Origin of the sequence: Paenibacillus taichungensis, from assembly GCF_050994985.1 — a bacterium.
Lineage (GTDB): Bacteria > Bacillota > Bacilli > Paenibacillales > Paenibacillaceae > Paenibacillus > Paenibacillus taichungensis.
The window spans coordinates 3,262,363-3,284,575 of the sequence record NZ_CP194720.1; the positions used below are offsets into that span (position 1 = coordinate 3,262,363).

Below are 22,213 nucleotides of genomic sequence, written 5' to 3' on the forward strand. Positions count from 1 at the left end.
AAAGAGCATTAGAAATTCAGTCATTGGGGGTGTAATGTTGAGCCTGCTTCATGTTGCTGTGATTCTGCCTTTTGCCGCTGGTATTGTACTTGCCATGCTGCATCGTTTCTTCCGTAAAATACATATGGGATGGCTGGTTTTACTTGTCCCGGCCCTATTATTTGTTTATTTTGCGAGCCTCGTACCCGCCGTGTCTCAGCGAAATACAGTATCCGGGTATATCCCTTGGATTCCGTCACTGGACATTGGATTTAATCTATATCTGGATGGTCTAAGTTTGCTGCTGACATTGTTAATCACCGGTGTAGGAACACTGGTGGTGCTCTACTCCATTTTCTACATGGATACCAAAGAAGCTTTAAACCGCTTTTATTTGTATCTGCTGATGTTTATGGGAGCCATGCTTGGCGTGGTACTGTCAGACAATATGATTGTACTGTATGGATTCTGGGAGTTGACCAGTATAACGTCCTTTCTCCTGATCGCTTTTCATTACAAACGCAAGGCGTCCACTTCGGGCGCACAAAAGTCGTTCCTCATTACCGTTTTTGGTGGTTTTGCCATGCTTGCCGGATTCATGCTGATGTACCTCATGACGGGTACGTTCAGTATTCGCGCAACGATTACGGAATGGGGCCAGATTCAGGACAGTTCACTATTCTTGCCTGCTCTTGTACTGATTCTGATCGGGGCTTTTACCAAATCCGCTCAGTTCCCGTTCCACATCTGGCTGCCTGACGCCATGGAAGCTCCAACACCTGTCAGCGCCTATCTGCATTCGGCGACCATGGTCAAGGCGGGGCTGTATGTCGTAGCCCGGTTTACACCCATCTTTGGTGGACAGGGATTATGGTTCTGGCTTGTCACCGGGGTTGGACTGCTCACTCTATGTTATGGATCATTCCTTGCCGTGAAAAAAAATGACCTTAAAGCGATCCTGGCCTATTCTACCATCTCACAGCTTGGTCTGATCATGTCTCTGCTCGGCGTTGGCTCGGCAGCCATCTATTTCGGATATGGCGAATCCTCCGCGATGTACACGGTTGCCATTACGGCAGCACTGCTTCATCTGTTCAATCACGCTACCTTCAAGGCGGCACTGTTCATGGTCGTTGGCATTGTGGATCATGAGACAGGCACGCGGGATATAAGGAAACTTGGCGGACTTGCTTCATTTATGCCAGTGACCTTTACGGTAGCGCTCGTCGGAGCACTCGCCATGGCCGGAATTCCGCCGTTTAACGGATTTCTGAGCAAGGAGCTGTTCTTCCAGGCTATGGTGGAAGTAACACACCTCCGCATCTTTGGACTCGGATCATGGAGTGTACTCTTGCCTGTGTTCGCCTGGCTCGCAAGTGTGTTCACTCTGATCTATGCGCTTATTATTGTGTTCAAAACATTCCTCGGTCGCACCCGCAGCGAGATTCCTGCTGAGAAGCTGCATGAAGCTCCCGTTGGCATGTTGATTCCTCCGGTTATTCTCGGGATACTGGTGATCATATTCGGTCTATTCCCGAATCTGCTGGCTGGATCATTAATTGAACCAGCGATGGCTGCTGTACTTCCATCACTGCTGAACGGAAATGAACACTTTGATGTTCACTTCTCCCTATGGCATGGCATCACACCAGAATTAATCATGACCATTGGTGTAATCGCCCTCGGTATTACTTTGTACAAACTGCTGCCGCGCTGGAGAACGATTTATGAGCATTACCCACAAGGGTTAACGATAAACAATATGTACCATGTCGTACTCGATAATCTTCAGCATTATGCACGTAAATGGACAGAAGCCTATATGAATGGCTCGGTTCGTAACTATCTGGTATATATTTTCTCGTTCACCGTTGCATTGCTGGTTTATGCCTTTTTCCGCTCAGGGGAAAATATTACGTGGAACTTCAAGGGTAATGCCCCTTTTTCTTTCTATGAAGCAGTACTGCTCATCGCACTGATCGCAGCAGCGGTTTCGATCCCTTTTGCGAAGAACAGACTATCCGCAGTCATAATGACTGGCGCAGTGGGTTACCTCGTCACATTACTATTCGTGCTGTTCCGAGCGCCGGATCTGGCATTGACCCAGATGATTGTCGAAACGGTCTCGGTTGCACTGTTCCTGCTTTGCTTCTACCATCTGCCGGAGCTACAACGGGGCAAATCTAGCCGCCGCTACCTCAGTGTGAATATGGTTGTTGCGATTGCAGTAGGTGTGGTCATGACCTTTGTTGCATTAGCAGCGAGCGGAACCGCATCACTGGATAGCATCTCCGACTTTTTCATTCAGGAAAGTTACAATCTGGCTGGCGGCAAAAATGTTGTCAACGTGCTGCTGGTGGATTTCCGTGGATTCGATACCCTACTGGAGATTATGGTACTGGGGGTAGCTTCGTTGTCCATCTACTCCATGATTAATCTGAATCTCGAAGCGAGGGACCTTGGCGCTAGACTGAAATTCCGCAAGAAAGAACAGACTGAAGAAACCGAAGAAGATGCGGATGACAAAGCGGACAATACGAAAAAGTATGGCAACCGTGAACGCAGCTCATCAACCTGGGATACCGTACCACTTCAAAGCAACGATGTGTTGTTGCAAACGACGACTAAAGTTGTTGTCTTTATCATTCTGACCTTCGCGCTGCATCTGTTCTTCGCAGGACATCATAACCCGGGTGGCGGGTTCATTGGCGGCCTGGTAACGGCAGCTGGCCTGGTTTTAATCGCGCTGGCATTCAGTACGGATACTGTACGCAAAGCGTTACCTATCGATTTCCGCACCTTGACGGCCATCGGGCTGGGCATTGCCTTATTGACTGGAGCTGGCTCTTTTTTGTTCGGCGTACCCTTCCTGAGCCAGACCTTTGGTTATTTCGATCTCCCCATACTTGGAGAAACAGAACTTGCAACCGCGATGCTATTTGACCTCGGCGTATATCTCGCCGTCCTGGGAGTCACCATGAATATCATTCTACAGATCGGGGAGGATCGCTGATATGGAAATATTGATGTGTGTGGCCGTTGGCATTTTGTTTGCAGTCGCCGTCTTTTTAATCTTATCGCGGAGCCTGCTCCGAATCGTGCTCGGTATGTCCATACTCACTCACGGAGTTCATCTACTGCTGATCACGATGTCCCGTCTCAAAACTGGAGCACCACCGCTGCTTGGGGAGCAAGCTGAACGCTATGTCGATCCACTTCCCCAGGCGCTGATATTGACATCCATTGTCATTAATTTCGGACTAACCGCCTTTTTCTTTGTACTCTCCTATCGTTCCTATCTGAAGCTGAAAACAGACGATATGGAAGAAGTTAGGGGGCGTCCTTATGAATAATCTCGTTGTTCTGCCCATTCTGCTGCCACTGATTACCGGGGTTATAGCCCTTCTATTCTTCCGGCGGGTAAATATTCAGCGGGTTGTGAGTGTTATTGGCCTTTTACTGACGGCAGCCGCTTCAACCGTACTGATTACCCAAGTGACACAATCCGGGATACAGACGCTCAATATGGGAGGATGGGAACCGCCTTATGGCATTGTACTTGTTGCAGATATGGTATCGGCATTGCTCGTCGTGGCTGCTTCAATCATTGCACTGGCATGCCTGCTCTACGCTTTCCGAAGTGTAAATAAGGAACGGGAAGAACATCATTTTTACCCGTTCTTTCATTTCCTGATTGCAGGCGTGAACGGTTCCTTTCTGACTGGAGACCTGTTTAACCTGTTTGTATGCTTTGAACTGATGCTTATCTCTTCTTATGCACTAATTGTATTGGGAGGTACGGAAAGACAACTACGAGAAACGATCAAGTATGTCTTGATTAACATTGTCTCTTCTGCGCTATTTGTTGCCTCTATTGGTTTTCTCTACTCTGTTACCGGCACTTTAAACATGGCCGACTTGTCCAATCGGATCGCTGAAGTCGGACAGAGCGGAGTGATCACCCTGATCGCTGTCCTCTTCCTGATCGTTTTCAGCATCAAGGCCGGACTGTTCCTGTTCTTCTGGTTGTCCGGCTCTTACGCAGCCCCTCCGGCAGTGGTCACTGCTCTATTCGCCGGTTTGCTGACCAAAGTAGGTCTGTACGCCATTGTGCGAACATTCACACTGATATTCTATCATGATCCTGATTTCTTCCATGCCCTTATCGGCTGGATGGCTGGAGCGACCATGGTACTCGGGGTAATCGGGGCGATTTCCTATCGTGACGTCAATAAAATACTGATCTACAACGTGATCGCAGGGGTGGGATTTGTAGCTTTCGGGATGGCTGCTGCCAGCCGTCCTGCACTGGAAGGTCTACTCTTCTACATGCTGCATGATATGCTCATCAAAACACTGCTATTCCTGCTCGGAGGCGCTCTGATCGCGGTCGCAGGCACCTCCAAACTCGACAATATGGGCGGGCTGATCCACCGCTACCCACTGCTTGGTTGGATGTTCTTCATCAGTGCACTTGCGCTGGCAGGTATTCCTCCGTTCAGTGGATTTCCTGGGAAATTGTTGTTATTTGAAGGCGGGTTGCAGGCAGGTCTCTACGGACTGACAGGCATTGCCGTCCTTTCCAGCCTGCTGATGTTGTATTCGGTTCTTCGCATCTTCATCCAGGCGTTCTGGGGTGAACCGCCGGCAGGCGCAGTGAGAAGACCTTACGCCGTGAACGGCCTGCTCATCCCTGCCGGAATTCTGTTTGTGTTCATCATCGCAATGGGTGTGGGGGCTGAGGGCATGTTCCAACTGACCTCCCGCGCAGGCGACATTCTGCTGCATCCCAATGTTTATATTGATGCAGTCTTGAAGGAGTAGATGCGTATGGCCTTTCAGATTGTACTTAATTTGATCATTGGCTTTGTATGGATGTTTCTGAATAATGCGTGGAATGGGGTTGGCTTTCTCACGGGTTACCTGCTGGGTCTACTGCTGATTGGGAGTATGCGACGTTTCTTTCCGCAACGCTTCTATATTGTTCGTGTCTGGGCGATCATCAAGCTGATTGCCTTGCTGTTCAAGGAACTGGTACGGGCCAGTATTGAAGTTATTCGCCAGATCGTGAAGCCGAAGCTTGATATTCGGCCCGGCATATTTACCTATCAGACACAGCTGTCCTCTGACTGGGAAGTTACACTCCTGTGTCTTCTCATCTCACTGACGCCAGGTTCCCTCCCACTTGAAATTTCAGGGAATCAACGCAAATTATTTATACACGCGCTGGATATCAAAGACGAACAGAAAATGAGTGATGATATCAAAAATACGTTCGAAAAAGCCATTATGGAGGTGACACGATAATGTTATCCTCAATGTTGTTCATATCCTTGCTTATTCTCTCCCTCGCAATCCTGGGTTGTCTGTACCGGGTGCTACGGGGACCATCCATGGCCGACCGGATTACGGCACTGGATACGATCGGTATTAACGTCATTGCCATCGTTGCTGTTCTGTCCATGATGCTTCATACCCAAGCTTATCTGGATATCATTCTGTTGATCGGCATTCTCGCTTTTCTAAGCACAGTTGCATTTGCACGATATATTGAACGGGGGGCGGTATTCAAAAATGAAGGAGATCGTTGATGGAACCGCCGGAATTGTCATTGGGCTCATTGTCTTGCTGGGAGCACTACTGAGCGCATTTAGCGCGTTCGGACTGATCCGACTGCCAGATGTATATTTACGAGCACATGCCGCCACCAAAAGTACTACACTCGGCGTACTTTGTGTACTGAGCGGAACGTTTCTCTTCTTCTGGTATTTCGATAACTATATCAGTGCTCGGGTATTGCTTGGCATTGTGTTTGTATTTATCACAGCACCAGTAGCCGGACATCTCAACGGACGGGCTGCCTATCGTACAGACGTGCCCCTATGGGAACAGAGTGTACAGGATGAACTTGAACCACTCTTGAAAGGTAAAAAGGTCAACCATGAAGCCAAGGATATGATGGAATAGTCACTTGGTTTACAATCAAATACCCCCGGGACAAGCCGTAGATTAATTGGCTGTCCCGGGGGTATTTTTGGCTATACGATTCAGTTAAGTCCAATCTATGTTCAAGGAGCAGCGGAACGAAGCTTTATTTTAACCAGATCAAAATCCATTCAGTCCCTGCCTTCTCAGATCAGCAGCAACGATTCGTGCAAGCTGGGCTGCCCCTTCACGATTCGGATGAAGCGTATCGCCTGTCATATACAAGGCCAGTGTTGCAGCCGGTCCAATGGAAGTAAAATAGGCCGAACTGAGTTTGTTCAGTTCTACAAGCGTCACGCCCTCTTCCTGAGCAAGTGCACGTGTAGATGCATTGTACCAGCGATTTTCTGCAGTATGCACATTGGCTGAATTGAAATCAGTTGCCCGACCCTGAGGCGTCGATAGAACGACGGTAGCTCCTTTATTTTTGGCCTGACGGACCATGTCACGCATGATCTCCTTGAACTCTGCTTCGGTTGTATTGTTCTTGGCATTGGTATCATTAATCCCTAATTGCAAAATGAAGTAGTCTCCCGGCTTAATATACTTCAGAATCGCTTCCATCTGCCCATCATCGCGGAAACCTCTTGCAAATTGACCACTAGAGGCCATATTGCGAACCTGAAACGTACTCGTATTTACGTAGGAAGGAAACAGCTGCCCCCAGCCACCCTGTACACTGCTGCTGAGCGGATAGTAATTGCAGACCGTTGAATCGCCGCCAATATAGATCGTACGGTTCGTCACCGTCTGATTCGAAATTTTCCGGATTTCAAGTGCGCTAAGTGTAAATGCGGTGCCTTCTTTCCCTTCCGTAACCAACAGATTTAACTGTCCATCCGTCACCGGAATTTGAAATTGATCGCTCGCCCCATTACCCGTCATATTAATGATCTGGTATACACCTTCTGCTGCCACACTCGATCTGGCTGTATTGCCCAGGACCACCTTAACCTCGTAAAGACCGTTGGACAGATCCACATTAAACGTATTCGTACTTTTCGTTCCAAAGGTGACAAACTGTACGGCATCGCTTGCAACACCTGTTCCAGATGCCGATACATTACGCATGTTGGCAGGTGTATTGAATCCATAACCTTTCGCTGAAGTGTAGGCCTCTGTTGCCGATACACCTGTGTAACCGTTCTCAACTGCACCTGCGCCAAAGTCAAATTTGTACTCATTCGCCGCAGCTTGGGCGACCTGTCCTCCATTAGCTGTCAGAGCACCTCCAATCAGACTAGTAAACAGGGTTAGGCAGAGCAGATAACGCACGGATTTTGACCATTTCATAACTAAACTCTCCTCTCAAAGGTTCATTTATATATGATTGCCTTACAGAACGTTATCCAGCCAGTCATAGGCTTTCGCTCCACTGATCTCATGGCCTCCTGTAAAAAAGTCTGCATCGAGCCATTTCTGTGCTCCCGCTTGTTCATAGATCTCTGTCAATCGTGCATAAGCTTCTTTGGCTGTTGGTAGTGGAAATACCTGATCTTCACTTCCGGCTTCAATAAATAGCGGCCTCGGTGCGATCAGACCTATGATATCCGGCAGCTCTGCTTCCCTCAGAATTCCTGGAATATAATTGTCGAGGCAATGATTTCTGTCCAATATGCTACCCTGGAATGTACTTGCGTAACCGCTCACGACAGCCGCACGACAGCGTTCATCCAATGCAGCTGTGAATGCCGTCACGAGTCCACCACCCGAGATGCCCATGCTTCCGATACGTGCTGGATCAGCTTCAGGACGTGTGGTTACGTAATCCAGCACACGCATCGTTTCATAGATTCGGTGCCCAGCAAGCGTATGCCCTGTCATGAGCAGATGGGCGGCAATTTTGGTACAGGAGCTTGCGCCGGGTGGTGCTTCTCGATCCTCCTCCAGCCTTCGGTCACCAAATCCAAGCAATTCAGGAGCGGCAACCACATATCCACGCTGTACAAGGGCGACGGCAAAGTCTTTATGCAAACCAGGCTCTCCTCTACGCGGTGAACCATCGGGTTCCATGCCTGAGATCTCCCGGCTGCCATACCCGTGTCCATGACAGGCTATAATGGCTGGGCGTGATTCTTTGGTAGCGCTTACCATATCCGGTATCAGCAAATAGATGGGCATGCGCAAACCCGCATAGGTCGTAATCTCAACCCGTTCTCGGATATATCCGTCACATACAGTGCGTTCGAGCAATACAGGATTCAGCTCCGACACCACGGATGGGAAGCCGCCCAGCCGATCTATAATCCGTGCTCGCAACTGGCTGCGCCATTGCTCAAGAGATTGACCCGTCTGGTACGCAGAGCGTCCACGCGGGCTTGTTTGTTTTTGCAAATAAGATTCAATATCAGACATTACCGTTCATCCCTCCTGTGGATTCAAATGATAGACGTATGTAAAAAGATATATGTCGGACTTGTCCAGTCTATTATAAATCACGGTACAGCCCATGAATTGAACATTATTGCCTGTTTTGGGCTGAATTCACACCTTTTTGATGAAAAAAGGATGTTCTCGAATACCTGAACTGCAGGCTCCGTGAACATCCTTCTTAATCTGGCCTTTTATTCCCTGTGCCCTGGTAGCCACCAGTTCCATCTACCCATCAGTTTCATTAGTGCAGGCACCAGCACTAGGCGGATAATGGTTACATCAATGAACACCGCCGCTGTAATTCCGATTCCCAGCTGTTTGACACCCGCCACGTCAGCAAAGGCAAATGGTATAGTCACTGCCAGCAGAATCGCTGCCGCCGAAGTAATGAGACGTCCGGTTGAGGCCAGTCCTTGCTGTACGGCCAGATCACTATCCCCTGTTCGTCTGTAAACCTCCTGGATACGGGTCAGCATAAAAACGCCATAGTCCATCGAAATACCGAAGACAAGCCCGGCAATGAACACAGGTATCATAATGGCAATGGCAGATGGCTCCATGCCAAAATGGCCCTGATTAAAGACTAGTACGAGCACGCCGAATGAAGCAGCCAAGCTGAGCAGATTCATCAGAATGGCTTTGATTGGGATGAGCAGTGACCGGAATGCTGCGAGCAATACGAGATAATTCGATACCACAACAAACACCAACACTTTGGGCAGTTGACCTGAAACTTCTTGCATGATTTCATGCTGCATAACTGCTTCTCCCCCGTAACGCAGGGGTATGAAAGACATGGAGTTAGCGATGTCCTTTGCCCTCATCTGTTCGAGCCAGGATGCAGCCTCATCGGAGCCCGGTGCTCCGTGAATGGTAGCCACCATACGAATGGAATGGTCGGACACATATGAACGCAGCCATGCAGGCTGTTGAGATTGGGTTTCTTTCAGTGCTTCACTCAAAGAAGGTGATGGAATGTTCATTTGAGTTTTAATATTAGTTTGAGCTTGGCCCGACAGCTTGTCCGGCACCATGATCCCCCATGCGGACTCAATAGCCACCACATTCGAATCCTGCTGGAGCTCTTGCATTTTACTCAACGCCATTCGCCAATGGTATGTGGTCAACGGCTCTCCCGTTCCACCAATTACAATCTCTACAGCAGAGACGTTCGTTTGTCCAAAAATGCGCTGAATCTGCTCAGTCGCTTGGCGAGACTCCATTCTGTCAGGCAAGGAAGTAGCATCCGGGATGGCGATCTCTAACCGGGCAACCGGTAGAACAAAGAGAAGCAGCGCACCTGTTCCAATCAGCGCCATCCTAATCGGCCGCTTCATAATCATGCCTGACCAGAATGACCAGATCGAACGTGACGGCAACGATTGTTGATGCTGGCCCTGTTTTGAAGAGATGGAATTCCTGGAATGCTGTCTAAAGATTCGCACAGAATAGAGGGATAGAATGGCTGGCAGCAGTGTTATATTCAGCAGGACCGATATGACGAGCACAACAATGGCTCCAAGGGATACACTCAGAAACATCGGCAATCTAATCCATAGTAGACCAAGCAGTCCTAACAGCACACAAGCCACAGAAAAGAATACGGCTCTTCCTGCTGTACGCAGCATTCTTTGGAGAACCTCTTCGTCGCCCGAACCTGCTGCTTCACTATTCTGACCTCGCTGGAGTTCTTCCCTGTATCTGCTGAGAATAATCAGAGCAAAGTCTATGCTGAGCGCCATTCCCACCATCGGAATAACGTTGATCACAAAGTTGGAGAGCGCCAGATGGTAACCCATCAGGGATGTAACTCCCATTGCCGTTATGACGCCGGACACTCCCATAATGACTGCAAGCAGCGCTGCATAAATACCTCTGAATGCAAAACACAAAATGACGAAGGCAAGTGGCAATCCCACAACCTCTGCCCGTTCCAAATCGCGAAAACTGAGACGGTTCACATCTTGCTGTACAACGGATTTCCCTGTGATTTGGATCGTTCCCGGACCGTCTGTTGTAAGCACAGAACGCAGCTGTTCAAGTGGCGGACCCATCTTGTGAGACGGTACATCAAACGCCAGCAAAGCATAGGCCACGTCCCCCCTCAGCATCCGGCTTCCCCGTGCTTCAAGCGGAGAAATTATGGACGTTACACCTGACAGTTTACTCACCTGTTGCAGACGATCTTTAATCCAGCCCCGGAATTCGGCGGGGGTAGTGCCGGTCTTTTTTTCAAATAGAAGAATAACCGGATCAGCAGGAACATGGAACTCTTTTTCCAGAATAAGCTCTACAGCATGAGCATCTCCCTGATCCAAGTTCAACCCATGATCCTGAACAATGCCAGGCAATTTCCATGCCCAGACGGCTGACATCCCGATGACAAACACCCAGCAGAGAATGATGAACCGCGGATATCGGCTAATGAGGACAGCAAGGCTGCGATAACCCATACCCAAGCTCCTCTGCTATCAGATTGGTATTTCCGTTCTCTTTTTAAATCATGCCTTGATTCACTGGTTCTCTTTCTTCAACGGATGCAGGAACATAAGTAAAAGGAAGCAATTCCGCCGTCAGTCCCGGTCCAAATGCAAGTGCAATTCCGCTGGAAGCTTCCTCCCTTTTGCGATAATCATCGCGGATGGCTTGTAAAACAAACAAAATCGTCACAGAGGATAGATTTCCATAATCCCGTAAAATGTTTCGGCTGTATGCAACCTGCTCATCTGACAGCTGATACAGCTTCTGCACCGCATCCACAATACCTCTGCCCCCAGGATGGATCGCCCAGATCTCCGGTAGATCGCTGCCGTCCAGCAATCGTTCAACCTCTGGACCAAGATGTAAGCCGAGCAGTTTTGGGATCTGTGGAGAGAGATATAGATCGAAGCCGGTATTGCCCACCTCCCAGATCATCTCTTCTGAACAGTCTGGCAGCAATACGGAATCCCCGCTACCCAATCTGAACAGCTCTTTACGTCCTAATCCGGACAGGCCCACAACACAAGCAGATGCGCCATCCCCGAAGAAGGACGCCGCGAACAGATCATCCCGCTTGGCGGAAGGCTGAAAATGAAGGGTGCACAGCTCCACACATACGATAAGAACGGTAGCGTCTTTGTCACTCGTCACAATCGAATTCGCCAACTGTACAGCTTTCAGACCGGCTGCGCACCCCTGAAATACAAGCGGAATTCGGTTAATACGCGGCGATAGTTCAAGCTGCTGAATCAGCCGAACATCGAGACCGGGCAGGAATTGCCCTGTACAACTAACGGTAATGAGATGTGTAATCTCCGAGGTCGAAACGACGGCATCCTCGAGTGCCAGACGTGCTGCCTGAATTCCAAGCGGAACGGCTGCTTCCTTATATTTTCCCATACGTTCGGCTGTAGTCGGAACGTTCTCCCTCTGGGTAAAAGGCAGATAACGGCAAGACTCAACTGGCTCCAGCAGATTCGGTTCACATGTATAACGTGTCTCAACACCACACTGGTTGAATATTCGCTTGGCCCATCGTCTGGAATCCGGCTCATGCTCCAGCGCTTGTGCGAGCCGAGCAGACACATCCTTTTGCTCAATGCGGTGAACAGGCAATGCCGTTCCAATTCCCATAATACTTGCTGCGGGTACAGTTCCATCAAGTTGGTTCATCGGCTCCAACCTCCTTATATATAAAATAGGTTCATGTCACATGTGCAGGATATAGTACAAGTCTATTCGAGGCTTGCCCCCTTTATGTTCACGAAACACGCAAAGACGGACAACACATGCGAATTCCGCACATGTTGTCCGTCTTATTAAAGGATGATTACTATTATGTTATCCCGACCCTTCCTTCAACAGGTCGTTCAACCCGCTCCACTGTTACTCCGGCCTGACCACGGTAAATCTCTCGCCAAGTTTGGCATAGTCATTCCCGGCCAGCCTGCTGATCGGTTTGAGCTGATCCATCAATATATAATTGGTGGCAGGATCATACACGTTTTCACTGAAATGATATTGTACAATTCGAACCAGAATCAGATCACTCACAGGTTTTCCCTCATCGTTCGATATCGGAATATGCTGATACAACTTACACTCCATCCGAATGAGTGCTTCCTGTATTGATGGTACGGAAACCACAGTACTTGGTACAGTCGTCAGGTTTGTCCGTTCCAGCTCACTCTCGTGGGGCTCCAGCAAGGCAGCCGTCTCGTTCATGTCAAGAGCGATCGATTCATCACAGATATGTACAACGAGTTCTTTCCCGGAAAGCACATTGCGAGCCGTATCTTTCATAACGCCATCCTTGCGAGCGATGGATATTGATAATATCGGTGGGTCAGAGCTAACGATATTAAAAAAACTAAAGGGTGCTGCATTAATGACGCTGCCGTCATGAGAAAGTGTTGTCACAAATGCGATTGGGCGTGGCACAATCGAACCACTCATCAGTTTATAGTTATCTCTGCCCGTCAGTTCTCGTGGGTCCAAAGTATGCATCATAAGCTATCCCCTTCCATGATCGTAAAACGATACTTACTTTCTCACGATCTTCGCTTCATTTATTATATATCGTAAAATGTTGAAATCACAAAAAACTCCCTGGTGCCCATCGCACCAAGGAGTGTATACATTCAGTTTCGTATTTGATCTCTATTATTTTACAATACTGTTCTGAATGTCTTCCATAATTTGAAGGTTCGCTTGAACTCCGCTATACAACCAGCTGCTCGAACGGGTAAATTCAAACAAGTTACCGTTTTTCACTGCCGGGATGCTTTGCCATACCGGATCTTTCAGTGCTTCTGAACCTGTACCTTCATCACTATTCACAAAGAACAAGTAGTCTACATCCATTTCCGCCAATTTTTCCAGCGAGATGGAAGACCAGTTACCTGTCGCATTAGCAGAGATTTCTTTCACTACTTCAGGCTCAGCAAGTCCCAGTTCCTTGTACATCACTTCACCACTGGATACATTGTCACTTACGATGAAGAATTTGCCACTAACCAACCAGATGGCCGCTGCCGATTTCGTTCCACCTGTGACTGTGTTGATTTTTCCCTTGATTTCTGTGGCTTTCACTTCGTATTCATCCAGCGCTTTTTGTGCTTCATCGCCTTTATTCAAAATTTCGCCGATTTTCAACAGGGTTTTGCGCCAATCACTATTGATCTCATCGCCAAGTACATAAGTAGGAGCGATCTTGCTGTATTGAGCGTATTTCTCACCCTCAACCACACTTTCGGAACCGATAATAATCAGATCCGGGTTGAAGCTTGTTACCGCTTCGAAAGGAAGATCGAAAGCAATCGTAGGAATGCCGTCCAAATCTTTTTGCAAATACTCTTGGATTCCGTTGGCTACAGACCATTGAGCAACTGGCTTAACGCCGAGTGTAACCAGGTTATCTTCCAGATACGAAGCGATGATACGCTCCGGATTAGCAGGAATTTTCACTTCATGCCCCATTGCATCTGTCAATGTACGTTCTGTCGGAGCTTCTGTCTGTGTCTCTGTCTCCGTTGCTGTATTGTTCTCTCCTGCTGCTGTACCGTTATCTGCTGGTTTCGATCCGCATGCTGCCAGCCAGATGGACATGACCATTACGGTGATCAGAAGCATGATCATTTTTTTATTTTTCTTAAACACGTGACTATCCCCTTTCAATATGAACACCTCAATGGATTGAGTTGTTATGACAGACTTAGACGTTTATACATTATTCATGCATATAATACAGGTATGTACTTTTGTCCAATTCCATTGACAATGATAATTGTTATCAACGAAGTTGTCAATGCAGCTTTTGTCTTTTAAGGTCGAAGACACCTTCATTCCAACGATTCACATTTAGGCGGATGCCGCCATATGCTGATTCCAGAATACGATGACAGGAAGGATGTTCGTACATGGATTACGTTTATAACACTTATTCAGGATATGATGAGGATCGTTCGTTTCAATTGCCGCCGCTGTTCCCGGGAGGCGCTCCAGGAGGTCAGCCAGTGCCAGGTTTCCCAGGAGCACCAGGTTCCTATCCCCCATTCATTCCGGGCGGAGCTAGTGGTGGTCAACCTCCTTACTTTCCTGGAGGCGTCCCCGGTACGGCACCGGGTATACCCGCTCAGCTAACACAAGGCAATCTGCCTACCTTGCTTGGTGCCTATCCTCGCCCAGTAGGTCAGCCCCCGGCAGAAATGGTTTTTCTGTATAACTTGATCAAAAGCAGCCCTGGTCTTCTACCACTATTTATCCAGCAACAGCCCCAGAATCTGACCCAGGCTGTGCAATTTGCCCAAACAGGAGTAGCAACACCTCGTGATCCCGAGCAACGTGTACTGCAAAATTTCTGTTATAACCGCTGGTCTCTTGTATTCACGTACAATGACGTTTACTTAATGTGGCCTTCCACCAATCTGTTCGGTTTTGTCATCGGTTACTTCTATCCGTTCCTTACTCCAGGTATCCTGCTTAATACACAGATTTTGTTTGCTCTCTGCTAAAGCACGTTCAGACATAGAACAAGCGCCCCAGTTGAAGGAATGAGCCTTCCAATTGGAGCGCTTTTTTATAGTCAAATTTCTTTATTGCGAGCAATACATTTTTCAAATCAGAACAACAATACAATATATTTCACGCCAACCGTTGTTTATCCCGACGTATACCCCTCTTGCCTTTGCTTACCATCAAAAAGTATATCAGCAATGCGCCAAGATCCGCACAAGCGATTACAATGCCCATTGGCACGGCTGTGCCTTCTCCTCCAAGACCCACAAGTGGAGCGACAATACCACCGAACAGGAACGTCATCACTCCGATAAGTGCTGATGCACTGCCTGCTGATTTCTCCTGATTGGCCATCGCCAGTGCGAAGGAAGCCGTATTAACCAGACCCACACTGGATACCACAAGAAATAACGGGATCAGGACCGAAATCAGATTACCTCCCGCCAGAATGGCGATGAGCAGTGATGTTCCTCCCAGAGCAGCAGTTATCAGTCCTGCGACTAATAGACGGGTTTCAGATACTTTACCCGCAAGTCTTCCGGCAATCTGACTTGCCAGTATGATACCGAGACCGTTAATGGCAAAGCAGACACTGAACATTTGCGGGGAGATGCCATATATTTTTTGAAGCACGAACGGCGAACCCGATATGTAGGCAAACATGCCAGCAGATACAAACCCTTGGGTTAAAGCGTATCCCATGAACAGGCGATCCCCTGCGATTTTGCGGAATGTAACCAGCGTCTGCTTCAGTCCTCCGCTGGATCGTCGTTCTGTAGGCAGTGTCTCACCAAGACCAACCACGACAGCAACTAAAGTCAAAATACCGATGATACTCAGCAAAATAAATACGCCGCGCCACGACGTATACGCAAGCAATTGCCCGCCTATAATTGGTGCAGCAATCGGTGCGACCCCATTAATCAGCATTAAGAGGGAGAAGAAACGGGTAAGTTCTGGACCGGAATACACATCCCTCACCACTGCGCGCGAGATGACTATTCCCGCAGCTCCCGCTGCACCCTGAATGAAACGCAGCACAACAAAGGAGCCCATCGTTGGGCTGACCAGGCAGAGTATGGAAGCAATCGTATAAAGTATAAGGCCCGCAATAAGCGGTGTACGACGACCACGCACATCACTTAAAGGTCCAGCCAGCAGCTGCCCTACCGCCAGTCCGACCATACATGCAGTTAGACTAAGCTGCGCATAGGAAGTGGATGACTGGAACTCATCGGCCAGTGTGGGCAGCGCCGGCAAATACATATCCAGGGACAGCGGGCCAAAGGCCGACAGTGTCCCCAGAATCAATGCCATACGTACACGGGATGTAGAATTGGTGCTTAATGAAGCTGGTGTACTTTTCATATGAATAACATATTCCTTTCCCTGCGGTAGTTCTCGTTTCCTTAGTGTTCCCCGTCTCCCAGCAGCTTGAGCAGGTTGGAAGGTAGTGTGAATTGTTGATTGTTAATGATGATCCGGCGCAGTTCTTCTTCATCACGTTCGTTCTCGGCGTCCTTGATCTCCTGAATCTCCCGGTGAAGTCTCTCCATTTGCTGATCCAATGCATTGGCAGAGTCTGCTGCACTTTTCAGTTCTTTCGTTAAACGCTCAGGAACATCCTTATTGTATTTATAAAAGATCTTATGCTCCAGGCTCGCCCAGAAATCCATCGCGATGGTACGAATCTGGATTTCCACACACGCCCGCTCTTGTCCATTAGACATGTAAACAGGCACCTCAACCAGAAGATGAAGGCTCTGGTAACCGTTTGGCTTCGGATTCTGGATATAATCTTTCACTTCCAGCACACGCAGGTCACTTTGATTGCACAGCATATCCTTAATGCGGTAGATATCGGAGATAAAGGAGCAGGTAATACGTACACCGGCGATATCCTTAATATTTTCCTTGATACTTTCAAAAGTTAACTCATGATTTTTACGAAACATCTTGTTCATAATACTCTCAGGTGACTTTAATCTGGATTTCGTATGTTCGATCGGGCTGTAATCATGCAGCGACTGAAATTCTTCCTTCAGCACTTCAATTTTGGTCTCCATTTGATCCAAAGCAAATTTATAGATCATCATAAATCTCGTAATTTCATATTTAAATTTCTTGAATTGATCAATCGGATGTGGAGCGTTCATCATGGTTTTCTTCCTTTCTTCGTGCACACTAAAGTTAGTTTTATAAATAAGAGGACAGAGGTCAATCCACATGTCTCCTGAACCATTATAAATCATATGGAGCCAATAAACGAATTTCTCGCACCGAACGGCTGTTGCTGACGGAAAGGTATGGGAATCTCTTTTAGGCGCATCCTAAAGAAGAATCATTGTCAATTGGCACGCCATTTCCGATGAAAGAGGTCGATTCCCCTGCTCTATCATGTGACGTATTCGTCCGATGCGCTTCGGGTAAAAGGCTATTTATGCCTGCCTGACGGGTGCTCCTTACCCGCCTTCTCGCAATTAGAAGACCCCCATACCAGCTCTGCCTTCCAAAGCTTCACCGTGACCCAAGAATCCATGCAAATGCAACAGCTCGCTAGCCGCTACCCTCCTGTAGAACAACACACCATGGACAGTATTGATACACGTTGGCCGGTTCTGATCTATTGCCGGGGTGGGCTGGGCAACTATGGTGGGGTAAATACCACTTGGCTGGAGCAATTTGTCCGTAAAGGTTATATCGTGTTCGCTCCATCATATCGTGGTAACGAGGGTGGTGAAGGACATGACGAATATGGCGGACGAGATGCCGAGGATGTACATGCCGCTTATCGACTTGTACAAGAGTGGCCCTTTGCCGATACGAAGCGAATTTCAATGATGGGATTTTCACGTGGAGCCATTAATGCCGTACATACAGCAACAACCTACAATGAAGGGCCTCAGCAGGTACATAAACTGGTGCTTTGGAGCGGTGTCGCCGATGTGGAACGCACCTATCATGAACGAACCGACTTGAGACGTACTTTGAAAAGAGTGCTGGGCGGTACACCACGTTCAGTTCCGGAGGCTTATCTCGCCCGTTCCCCCTTGTCGAAGGCACACAAACTCCATTGTCCTGTGCTGATCATGCATGGCACGTCTGATACGCAAGTGAACTACAGTCATGGAACCCGGATGTATCATTGGCTGAAACGCAGAGGTGCCAACGTTACGTTTCACGCTTATGGGGGACAGGATCATCGCTTTCAGGAAAGCGCGCATGAGGCGGCAGTGAACAATATGTTTGATTGGCTCGCAGCTCCTTAGCTTCAAGATGGGGAAGATTTAAACATGTTTGCTGCTATGGAAAATTTGGCTGGCATCATAAACTTCATTTTGAAGGATCATGCGTTGTAGATGTATACTGGAGGGGTTACGTTTTTGGAAAGGACGGATGATTATGAATCAAAATACCCTCCAAAAGTACGCAATGCTGCTGTTATGCATGTCTGCTGGAATGGTAGATGTGATCGGATACCTGGGACTGGGGCATGTGCTCACAGCCAATATGACGGGCAATATTGTACTGCTGGGGATCGCAATTGCCCGTGCTCAGGAATTTGTTGTGCTGCGTGCACTCCTTGCCCTCATTGGTTTTATTGCCGGAAATGCCATCGCTGCACACATGATTGGACATGTGCAGACGAAAAATGGCTGGTCTTCGCGAGTCACCACCGTGTTCACTGTAGAAAGTATATTGCTTCTGCTCTTTGCCATCGCCATAATCAGTCCATATTCGGAACAACTATCCTATCTGCTGATTGCCATGCTGGCCACAGCCATGGGGATGCAAACGACTGCAGCACGCCGCATTGGAATTGCCGGTATTTCGACAACCGTGCTCACCAATAATCTGGCCGCCGTGGTTGAGGATGCGGTAAGCATCCTTCAGCGACTGCGACACGCCAATATCCGCTCGCTGGTCAAAGCGCTATCAGTAGATTCCTACCTTCGTGCAGGTGCCGTTGTGATCTATTTGGGCGGCGTTATTCTAGCTGCGATGTTGTTCCACCACGTACCTATGATGGCAGTATGGATACCTGTTCTGATCGTTGGTGGAGTCACCCTGTACGCCCGATTATACTCCAGAGGAACGAACAAAACAGCGACGGAGGACGTTCAACGTTAGCTCTCATGCAATTTTTCAACTAGTTTATTTCATTTCATTAATGATGCTTCCTGTCTGATGAGTTCAACCAGATGCTGTGCGGCAGGAGATAACACTTCACCTGCTCGTGTACATACGGCTACCGTGTTTTTCAACTGTACACCTCGAACGAATACACGTGCCAACCTGCCCTGTTGTACATCTTCCTTTACGACCAGAGAAGAAATAAAGTTGGCCCCGTAACCTGCCTTCACCGCACTAATTGTTTCGTTCAACCCATTGAACTGAAGCGCAATGCGGGGAGCGGCCAGGTTATTTGTTGTGCAAAGAGAGACGAGACGCTCCCGTGTAGCGCTGCCTTCTTCACGCATAATGAAGGGCTCTGCCACCATCTCCCGAAGCTCAATTTCCTTTCCCGCATAAGGATGATCGGGATGTACCACAAACCACATTTCATCTTCAAACAATTCGTCCCAATGAACACCTGAATGTGTAATGCCACTTCCACCATAAACTGCAATCTCGGCCTCATAACGCAGCAGTTGGTCAAAAGCCATCCGAGTATTGGTTGTGCTCACAACCAGCTCCACATCCTCATGCATTTGCTTGAAGCGGGCAATCCAGCCCGGCAGAAGAAAATTCGAGGGCAAATAGGTTGCGGTAAGACGAATCAACCCCTTCTTGCCTGCCCGAAAATCCTGCACAAAGTTCTCGACATCCTGCTCCAGCATGAACAGACGTTCCGCGTAGCCTGTTAATTGCATTCCAGCATCGGTAAGAACCAATTTTCTCCCTTCTGAAGCAAATAATGGAATGCCCAATTCCCGCTCAAATTTCTTTACCTGAGAGGATACCGCTGGCTGACTAATGTTGAGTTCTTCCGCCGCACGCGTAACTCCCCCATATCTCACAATAGCATGAAACAAACGTAATCCGTGCAAATTCAACCGCTACACCTCCTTCACTTGAAATATATAATCTAAAGTTATATTAACATACATAATATATATTTTATTTATGCATCTGTTCACTTTATAGTTTAAGTATGAAATCCAATACATGCAATCGGAAAGGAACAGATAACGATGAACAATGTGAATGGTTCTGCTCTACAGCAAACCTGGAGTCAAGTCGACAACTATTTGAACACCTTTTTAATCCCCTCGGATTCCCTGCTGGAGCAGGCACTACGTACCAATGCGGAAGCCGGCTTGCCCGCTCATGATGTAGCACCTAATCAAGGGAAATTGCTTCAGCTCCTGCTTCAAATACAAGGCGCAACTCGTGTGCTGGAAATCGGGACGCTTGGCGGATACAGTACGATCTGGATGGCCAGAGCCCTTCCCGACCACGGACGTATCGTTACACTGGAAGCAGAGCCACGCCATGCAGAGATGGCACGAACCAACCTCACGCGTGCAGGACTTATGCACAAGGTTGATCTTCGAGTAGGTCCTGCCCTGACTACTCTTCCCGACGTTCAGGAAGAGTACAGAGAACCCTTTGATTTCATCTTCATTGATGCTGACAAACCGAGTAATCCCGACTATTTGCGATGGGCGCTGCGTCTGGCTCGTCCGGGAAGTCTGATTATTGGTGACAATATCGTCAGGGACGGCGAAGTTATCAATGCAGACAGTACGGACAATAGAGTTCAGGGCGTTCAGTCTTTCCTGAAATTAATTGCAGATAACCCGCGTCTTGAAGCTACAGCACTGCAGACTGTAGGCACTAAAGGCTACGATGGATTCGTGATTGCCCGAGTGCTGGAATCCCCTACTGCAAAATAAACGGTGGTCAATTCTTCCTCAAATCCCCCATTCCTGTTAAACTAAAATCACTGCACAGGCAGACTGGGGGAAACCACTTGAGACTTCTACAACAGATTCATGCTGAAATTCGGGGCTGGTCCCGCAATATTCAATTGTTTTTTCTGGCAAGCATCTTGTATCAGATCGGAAACGGCATGTTCTCTGTCTTGTACAATTTGTACATTCAGGGTCTAGGCTACAATGATACAATGAACGGCCAGATTGTAAGTATTCAATCACTTGCGACAGCGATTATGTTTGTTCCCATCGGACTATGCGGCGATTTCTTCAGCCGTAAGCGGCTGCTGATTACCGGCGCATTGTTCAGCGGAATCTTTCTGATTGGCCGTTCCTTCGATTATTCTGCCAGCGGACTGATCTGGTTTGCTGTATTTTCAGGACTTTTCGCTGGCGTATTTCAAGTACTGGCCATTCCTTTCCTCGCTGAGAATGTGAAGAAAAGTCAACGACTGAAGATGTTCAGCTACTACTCCTCCCTCGTACTCGCTTCTCAGGTACTCGGCAGCTTAGGTGGTGGCGTTTTTGCAGACCTGCTTCATACGGCCGGCCTTGCCAAAGTCACGGGTTTGCAGACAGTATTGTTCGTAGGTGGTGCAGCTACACTGGTTGCGTTTATTCCGATGTTATTTGTATCCGAAGATAAGAAGGCTCCACAAGCGGATACTCCGGCGCAGCCTGTCATTGAATCTGCAACATCTGCAACCGATGGCAAACAGGATGTCGTTCATTCCGTAGAACAAGGCAGTAATAACGATACTCTTAACCAAAAGAAAGATTCCCGTTTGATCGGTCAATTTGTCATAACCCAATTATTAATTGGATTTGGTTCTGGACTGGTTGTGCCTTATTTGAATCTGTATTTCACTAACCGTTTTTCGGTATCCTTAAGTGCCATGAGTCTGCTCATTTCATTGGGTCAGATCATGACCATTGTATCGATGCTGATTGGACCTACACTTGCGGCCAAGGTGGGCAGTGTTCGAGCTGTCGTCATCTTTCAGATCATGTCACTGCCCTTCCTGCTGTTGACCGGCTTCACGAATCTGCTGCTCATCGCTTCGGTGAGTTTCCTATTCAGACAAGCGCTGATGAATGCAGCTAATCCGATTCAATCCGCCATTCTGGTGGACAGAGTATCGGACAAACGCCGTGGAATCGCCAATTCACTGATGCAGACCGCCTTTATGATTGGATGGGCTACGATGGGGCCCGTTCAATCCTACCTCGTAACCACTTATGGCACGTATTGGGGTTACGCGATCACGTTCAGCATTACAGGCAGTTTATACGTGATTTCATCGCTGATGTACTATATGATGTTCAAAGAACCGAAGCCATCTGCCCGTGTTCTCGCGGCGAACAGATAAATGATAACCATTCAGCAGGACAGTGGATAAATCAGCTGCCTGTCCTGCTTCGTAATGAACCAATCACCG

At 48.1% G+C, this 22,213-nt stretch carries 20 protein-coding genes; 11 read left to right on the plus strand and 9 right to left on the minus strand.

The window, feature by feature from the left end:
• Window positions 1-37: 37 nt before the first annotated feature.
• From ACR1R9_RS14370 to mnhG, 6 genes are read left to right on the plus strand one after another with little or no spacing between them, the layout of a single operon-like run.
• A complete protein-coding gene (locus ACR1R9_RS14370) occupies window positions 38-2,992 on the plus strand; it encodes a Na+/H+ antiporter subunit A (RefSeq protein WP_175382592.1) in 2,955 nt (984 codons plus the stop codon).
• A gap of 1 nt (window position 2,993) precedes the next feature.
• Window positions 2,994-3,332: a Na(+)/H(+) antiporter subunit C gene (locus ACR1R9_RS14375; protein ID WP_024631879.1), complete on the plus strand. Its 339-nt coding sequence runs from the start codon at window positions 2,994-2,996 to the stop codon at window positions 3,330-3,332.
• A complete protein-coding gene (locus tag ACR1R9_RS14380; RefSeq protein ID WP_076291001.1) occupies window positions 3,325-4,803 on the plus strand; it encodes a Na+/H+ antiporter subunit D in 1,479 nt (492 codons plus the stop codon). Before ACR1R9_RS14375 ends, ACR1R9_RS14380 begins: the two co-directional genes overlap by 8 nt.
• 6 nt (window positions 4,804-4,809) lie before the next feature.
• Window positions 4,810-5,286: a Na+/H+ antiporter subunit E gene (locus ACR1R9_RS14385; protein WP_076291000.1), complete on the plus strand. Its 477-nt coding sequence runs from the start codon at window positions 4,810-4,812 to the stop codon at window positions 5,284-5,286.
• Window positions 5,286-5,570, plus strand: a complete 285-nt coding sequence (locus ACR1R9_RS14390; protein ID WP_063563408.1) for a Na(+)/H(+) antiporter subunit F1 — start codon at window positions 5,286-5,288, stop codon at window positions 5,568-5,570. Before ACR1R9_RS14385 ends, ACR1R9_RS14390 begins: the two co-directional genes overlap by 1 nt.
• Window positions 5,554-5,946 carry a monovalent cation/H(+) antiporter subunit G gene (mnhG, locus tag ACR1R9_RS14395; protein ID WP_062324636.1) on the plus strand — a complete coding sequence of 131 codons (393 nt, stop codon included), beginning with the start codon at window positions 5,554-5,556 and terminating at the stop codon, window positions 5,944-5,946. Before ACR1R9_RS14390 ends, mnhG begins: the two co-directional genes overlap by 17 nt.
• 138 nt (window positions 5,947-6,084) lie before the next feature.
• Here the strand turns inward: mnhG and ACR1R9_RS14400 are convergent, their stop codons facing one another.
• The 6 genes from ACR1R9_RS14400 to ACR1R9_RS14425 all read right to left on the minus strand — a co-directional run bounded on the left by ACR1R9_RS14400 (window position 6,085) and on the right by ACR1R9_RS14425 (window position 13,977).
• Window positions 6,085-7,257: a rhamnogalacturonan acetylesterase gene (locus ACR1R9_RS14400; RefSeq protein ID WP_433923348.1), complete on the minus strand. Its 1,173-nt coding sequence runs from the start codon at window positions 7,255-7,257 to the stop codon at window positions 6,085-6,087.
• A gap of 42 nt (window positions 7,258-7,299) precedes the next feature.
• Window positions 7,300-8,319, minus strand: a complete 1,020-nt coding sequence (locus tag ACR1R9_RS14405; RefSeq protein WP_433923347.1) for an alpha/beta hydrolase family protein — start codon at window positions 8,317-8,319, stop codon at window positions 7,300-7,302.
• A 209-nt stretch (window positions 8,320-8,528) separates the two neighbouring features.
• Window positions 8,529-10,790: an MMPL family transporter gene (locus ACR1R9_RS14410; protein ID WP_433923346.1), complete on the minus strand. Its 2,262-nt coding sequence runs from the start codon at window positions 10,788-10,790 to the stop codon at window positions 8,529-8,531.
• Window positions 10,791-10,833: 43 nt separating this feature from the next.
• Window positions 10,834-11,991, minus strand: coding sequence for a type III polyketide synthase (locus ACR1R9_RS14415; RefSeq protein ID WP_099852745.1), 1,158 nt, complete (start codon window positions 11,989-11,991; stop codon window positions 10,834-10,836).
• A gap of 213 nt (window positions 11,992-12,204) precedes the next feature.
• Window positions 12,205-12,825, minus strand: a complete 621-nt coding sequence (locus ACR1R9_RS14420; protein WP_433923709.1) for a flavin reductase family protein — start codon at window positions 12,823-12,825, stop codon at window positions 12,205-12,207.
• Between the two features lie 156 nt (window positions 12,826-12,981).
• The gene (locus tag ACR1R9_RS14425) at window positions 12,982-13,977 is read right to left on the minus strand and encodes an iron-hydroxamate ABC transporter substrate-binding protein (RefSeq protein ID WP_433923345.1); all 996 of its coding nucleotides are present in this window, start codon (window positions 13,975-13,977) and stop codon (window positions 12,982-12,984) included.
• Window positions 13,978-14,237: 260 nt separating this feature from the next.
• On the opposite strand from ACR1R9_RS14425, the gene ACR1R9_RS14430 reads away from it, so the two are divergent.
• Window positions 14,238-14,831, plus strand: a complete 594-nt coding sequence (locus ACR1R9_RS14430) for a hypothetical protein (protein WP_175382587.1) — start codon at window positions 14,238-14,240, stop codon at window positions 14,829-14,831.
• Window positions 14,832-14,961: 130 nt separating this feature from the next.
• On the opposite strand, the gene ACR1R9_RS14435 is transcribed toward ACR1R9_RS14430, so the two are convergent.
• On the minus strand, window positions 14,962-16,203 hold the full coding sequence (locus ACR1R9_RS14435) for a multidrug effflux MFS transporter (RefSeq protein WP_175382586.1): 1,242 nt from the start codon (window positions 16,201-16,203) through the stop codon (window positions 14,962-14,964).
• 41 nt (window positions 16,204-16,244) lie between these two features.
• The gene (locus tag ACR1R9_RS14440) at window positions 16,245-16,991 is read right to left on the minus strand and encodes a GTP pyrophosphokinase (protein ID WP_076291139.1); all 747 of its coding nucleotides are present in this window, start codon (window positions 16,989-16,991) and stop codon (window positions 16,245-16,247) included.
• A 243-nt stretch (window positions 16,992-17,234) separates the two neighbouring features.
• Between ACR1R9_RS14440 and ACR1R9_RS14445 the strand changes: the two genes are divergently transcribed.
• A complete protein-coding gene (locus ACR1R9_RS14445) occupies window positions 17,235-18,104 on the plus strand; it encodes a prolyl oligopeptidase family serine peptidase (RefSeq protein WP_083679052.1) in 870 nt (289 codons plus the stop codon).
• A gap of 133 nt (window positions 18,105-18,237) precedes the next feature.
• On the plus strand, window positions 18,238-18,966 hold the full coding sequence (locus ACR1R9_RS14450; RefSeq protein ID WP_433923344.1) for a YoaK family protein: 729 nt from the start codon (window positions 18,238-18,240) through the stop codon (window positions 18,964-18,966).
• A 29-nt stretch (window positions 18,967-18,995) separates the two neighbouring features.
• On the opposite strand, the gene ACR1R9_RS14455 is transcribed toward ACR1R9_RS14450, so the two are convergent.
• Window positions 18,996-19,892 carry a LysR family transcriptional regulator gene (locus ACR1R9_RS14455; protein ID WP_433923343.1) on the minus strand — a complete coding sequence of 299 codons (897 nt, stop codon included), beginning with the start codon at window positions 19,890-19,892 and terminating at the stop codon, window positions 18,996-18,998.
• Window positions 19,893-20,030: 138 nt separating this feature from the next.
• Between ACR1R9_RS14455 and ACR1R9_RS14460 the strand changes: the two genes are divergently transcribed.
• Together ACR1R9_RS14460 and ACR1R9_RS14465 are read left to right on the plus strand one after the other, a co-directional pair.
• On the plus strand, window positions 20,031-20,735 hold the full coding sequence (locus ACR1R9_RS14460) for an O-methyltransferase (protein WP_433923342.1): 705 nt from the start codon (window positions 20,031-20,033) through the stop codon (window positions 20,733-20,735).
• A 77-nt stretch (window positions 20,736-20,812) separates the two neighbouring features.
• Complete coding sequence (locus ACR1R9_RS14465; RefSeq protein ID WP_099852763.1) at window positions 20,813-22,144, plus strand: MFS transporter; 1,332 nt, start codon at window positions 20,813-20,815, stop codon at window positions 22,142-22,144.
• The last annotated feature ends 69 nt before the right edge of the window (window positions 22,145-22,213 follow it).

Coding starts and splice junctions, on each gene's coding strand:
- ACR1R9_RS14410 (WP_433923346.1), bottom strand. CDS start 10,790: ATGGGTTATCGCAGCCTTGCTGTCCTCATTAGCCGATATCCGCGGTTC.
- ACR1R9_RS14440 (WP_076291139.1), bottom strand. CDS start 16,991: ATGAACGCTCCACATCCGATTGATCAATTCAAGAAATTTAAATATGAA.
- ACR1R9_RS14430 (WP_175382587.1), top strand. CDS start 14,238: ATGGATTACGTTTATAACACTTATTCAGGATATGATGAGGATCGTTCG.
- ACR1R9_RS14415 (WP_099852745.1), bottom strand. CDS start 11,991: ATGAACCAACTTGATGGAACTGTACCCGCAGCAAGTATTATGGGAATT.
- ACR1R9_RS14375 (WP_024631879.1), top strand. CDS start 2,994: ATGGAAATATTGATGTGTGTGGCCGTTGGCATTTTGTTTGCAGTCGCC.
- mnhG (WP_062324636.1), top strand. CDS start 5,554: ATGAAGGAGATCGTTGATGGAACCGCCGGAATTGTCATTGGGCTCATT.
- ACR1R9_RS14450 (WP_433923344.1), top strand. CDS start 18,238: ATGAATCAAAATACCCTCCAAAAGTACGCAATGCTGCTGTTATGCATG.
- ACR1R9_RS14405 (WP_433923347.1), bottom strand. CDS start 8,319: ATGTCTGATATTGAATCTTATTTGCAAAAACAAACAAGCCCGCGTGGA.
- ACR1R9_RS14385 (WP_076291000.1), top strand. CDS start 4,810: ATGGCCTTTCAGATTGTACTTAATTTGATCATTGGCTTTGTATGGATG.
- ACR1R9_RS14435 (WP_175382586.1), bottom strand. CDS start 16,203: ATGAAAAGTACACCAGCTTCATTAAGCACCAATTCTACATCCCGTGTA.
- ACR1R9_RS14380 (WP_076291001.1), top strand. CDS start 3,325: ATGAATAATCTCGTTGTTCTGCCCATTCTGCTGCCACTGATTACCGGG.
- ACR1R9_RS14420 (WP_433923709.1), bottom strand. CDS start 12,825: ATGCATACTTTGGACCCACGAGAACTGACGGGCAGAGATAACTATAAA.
- ACR1R9_RS14460 (WP_433923342.1), top strand. CDS start 20,031: ATGAACAATGTGAATGGTTCTGCTCTACAGCAAACCTGGAGTCAAGTC.
- ACR1R9_RS14390 (WP_063563408.1), top strand. CDS start 5,286: ATGTTATCCTCAATGTTGTTCATATCCTTGCTTATTCTCTCCCTCGCA.
- ACR1R9_RS14400 (WP_433923348.1), bottom strand. CDS start 7,257: ATGAAATGGTCAAAATCCGTGCGTTATCTGCTCTGCCTAACCCTGTTT.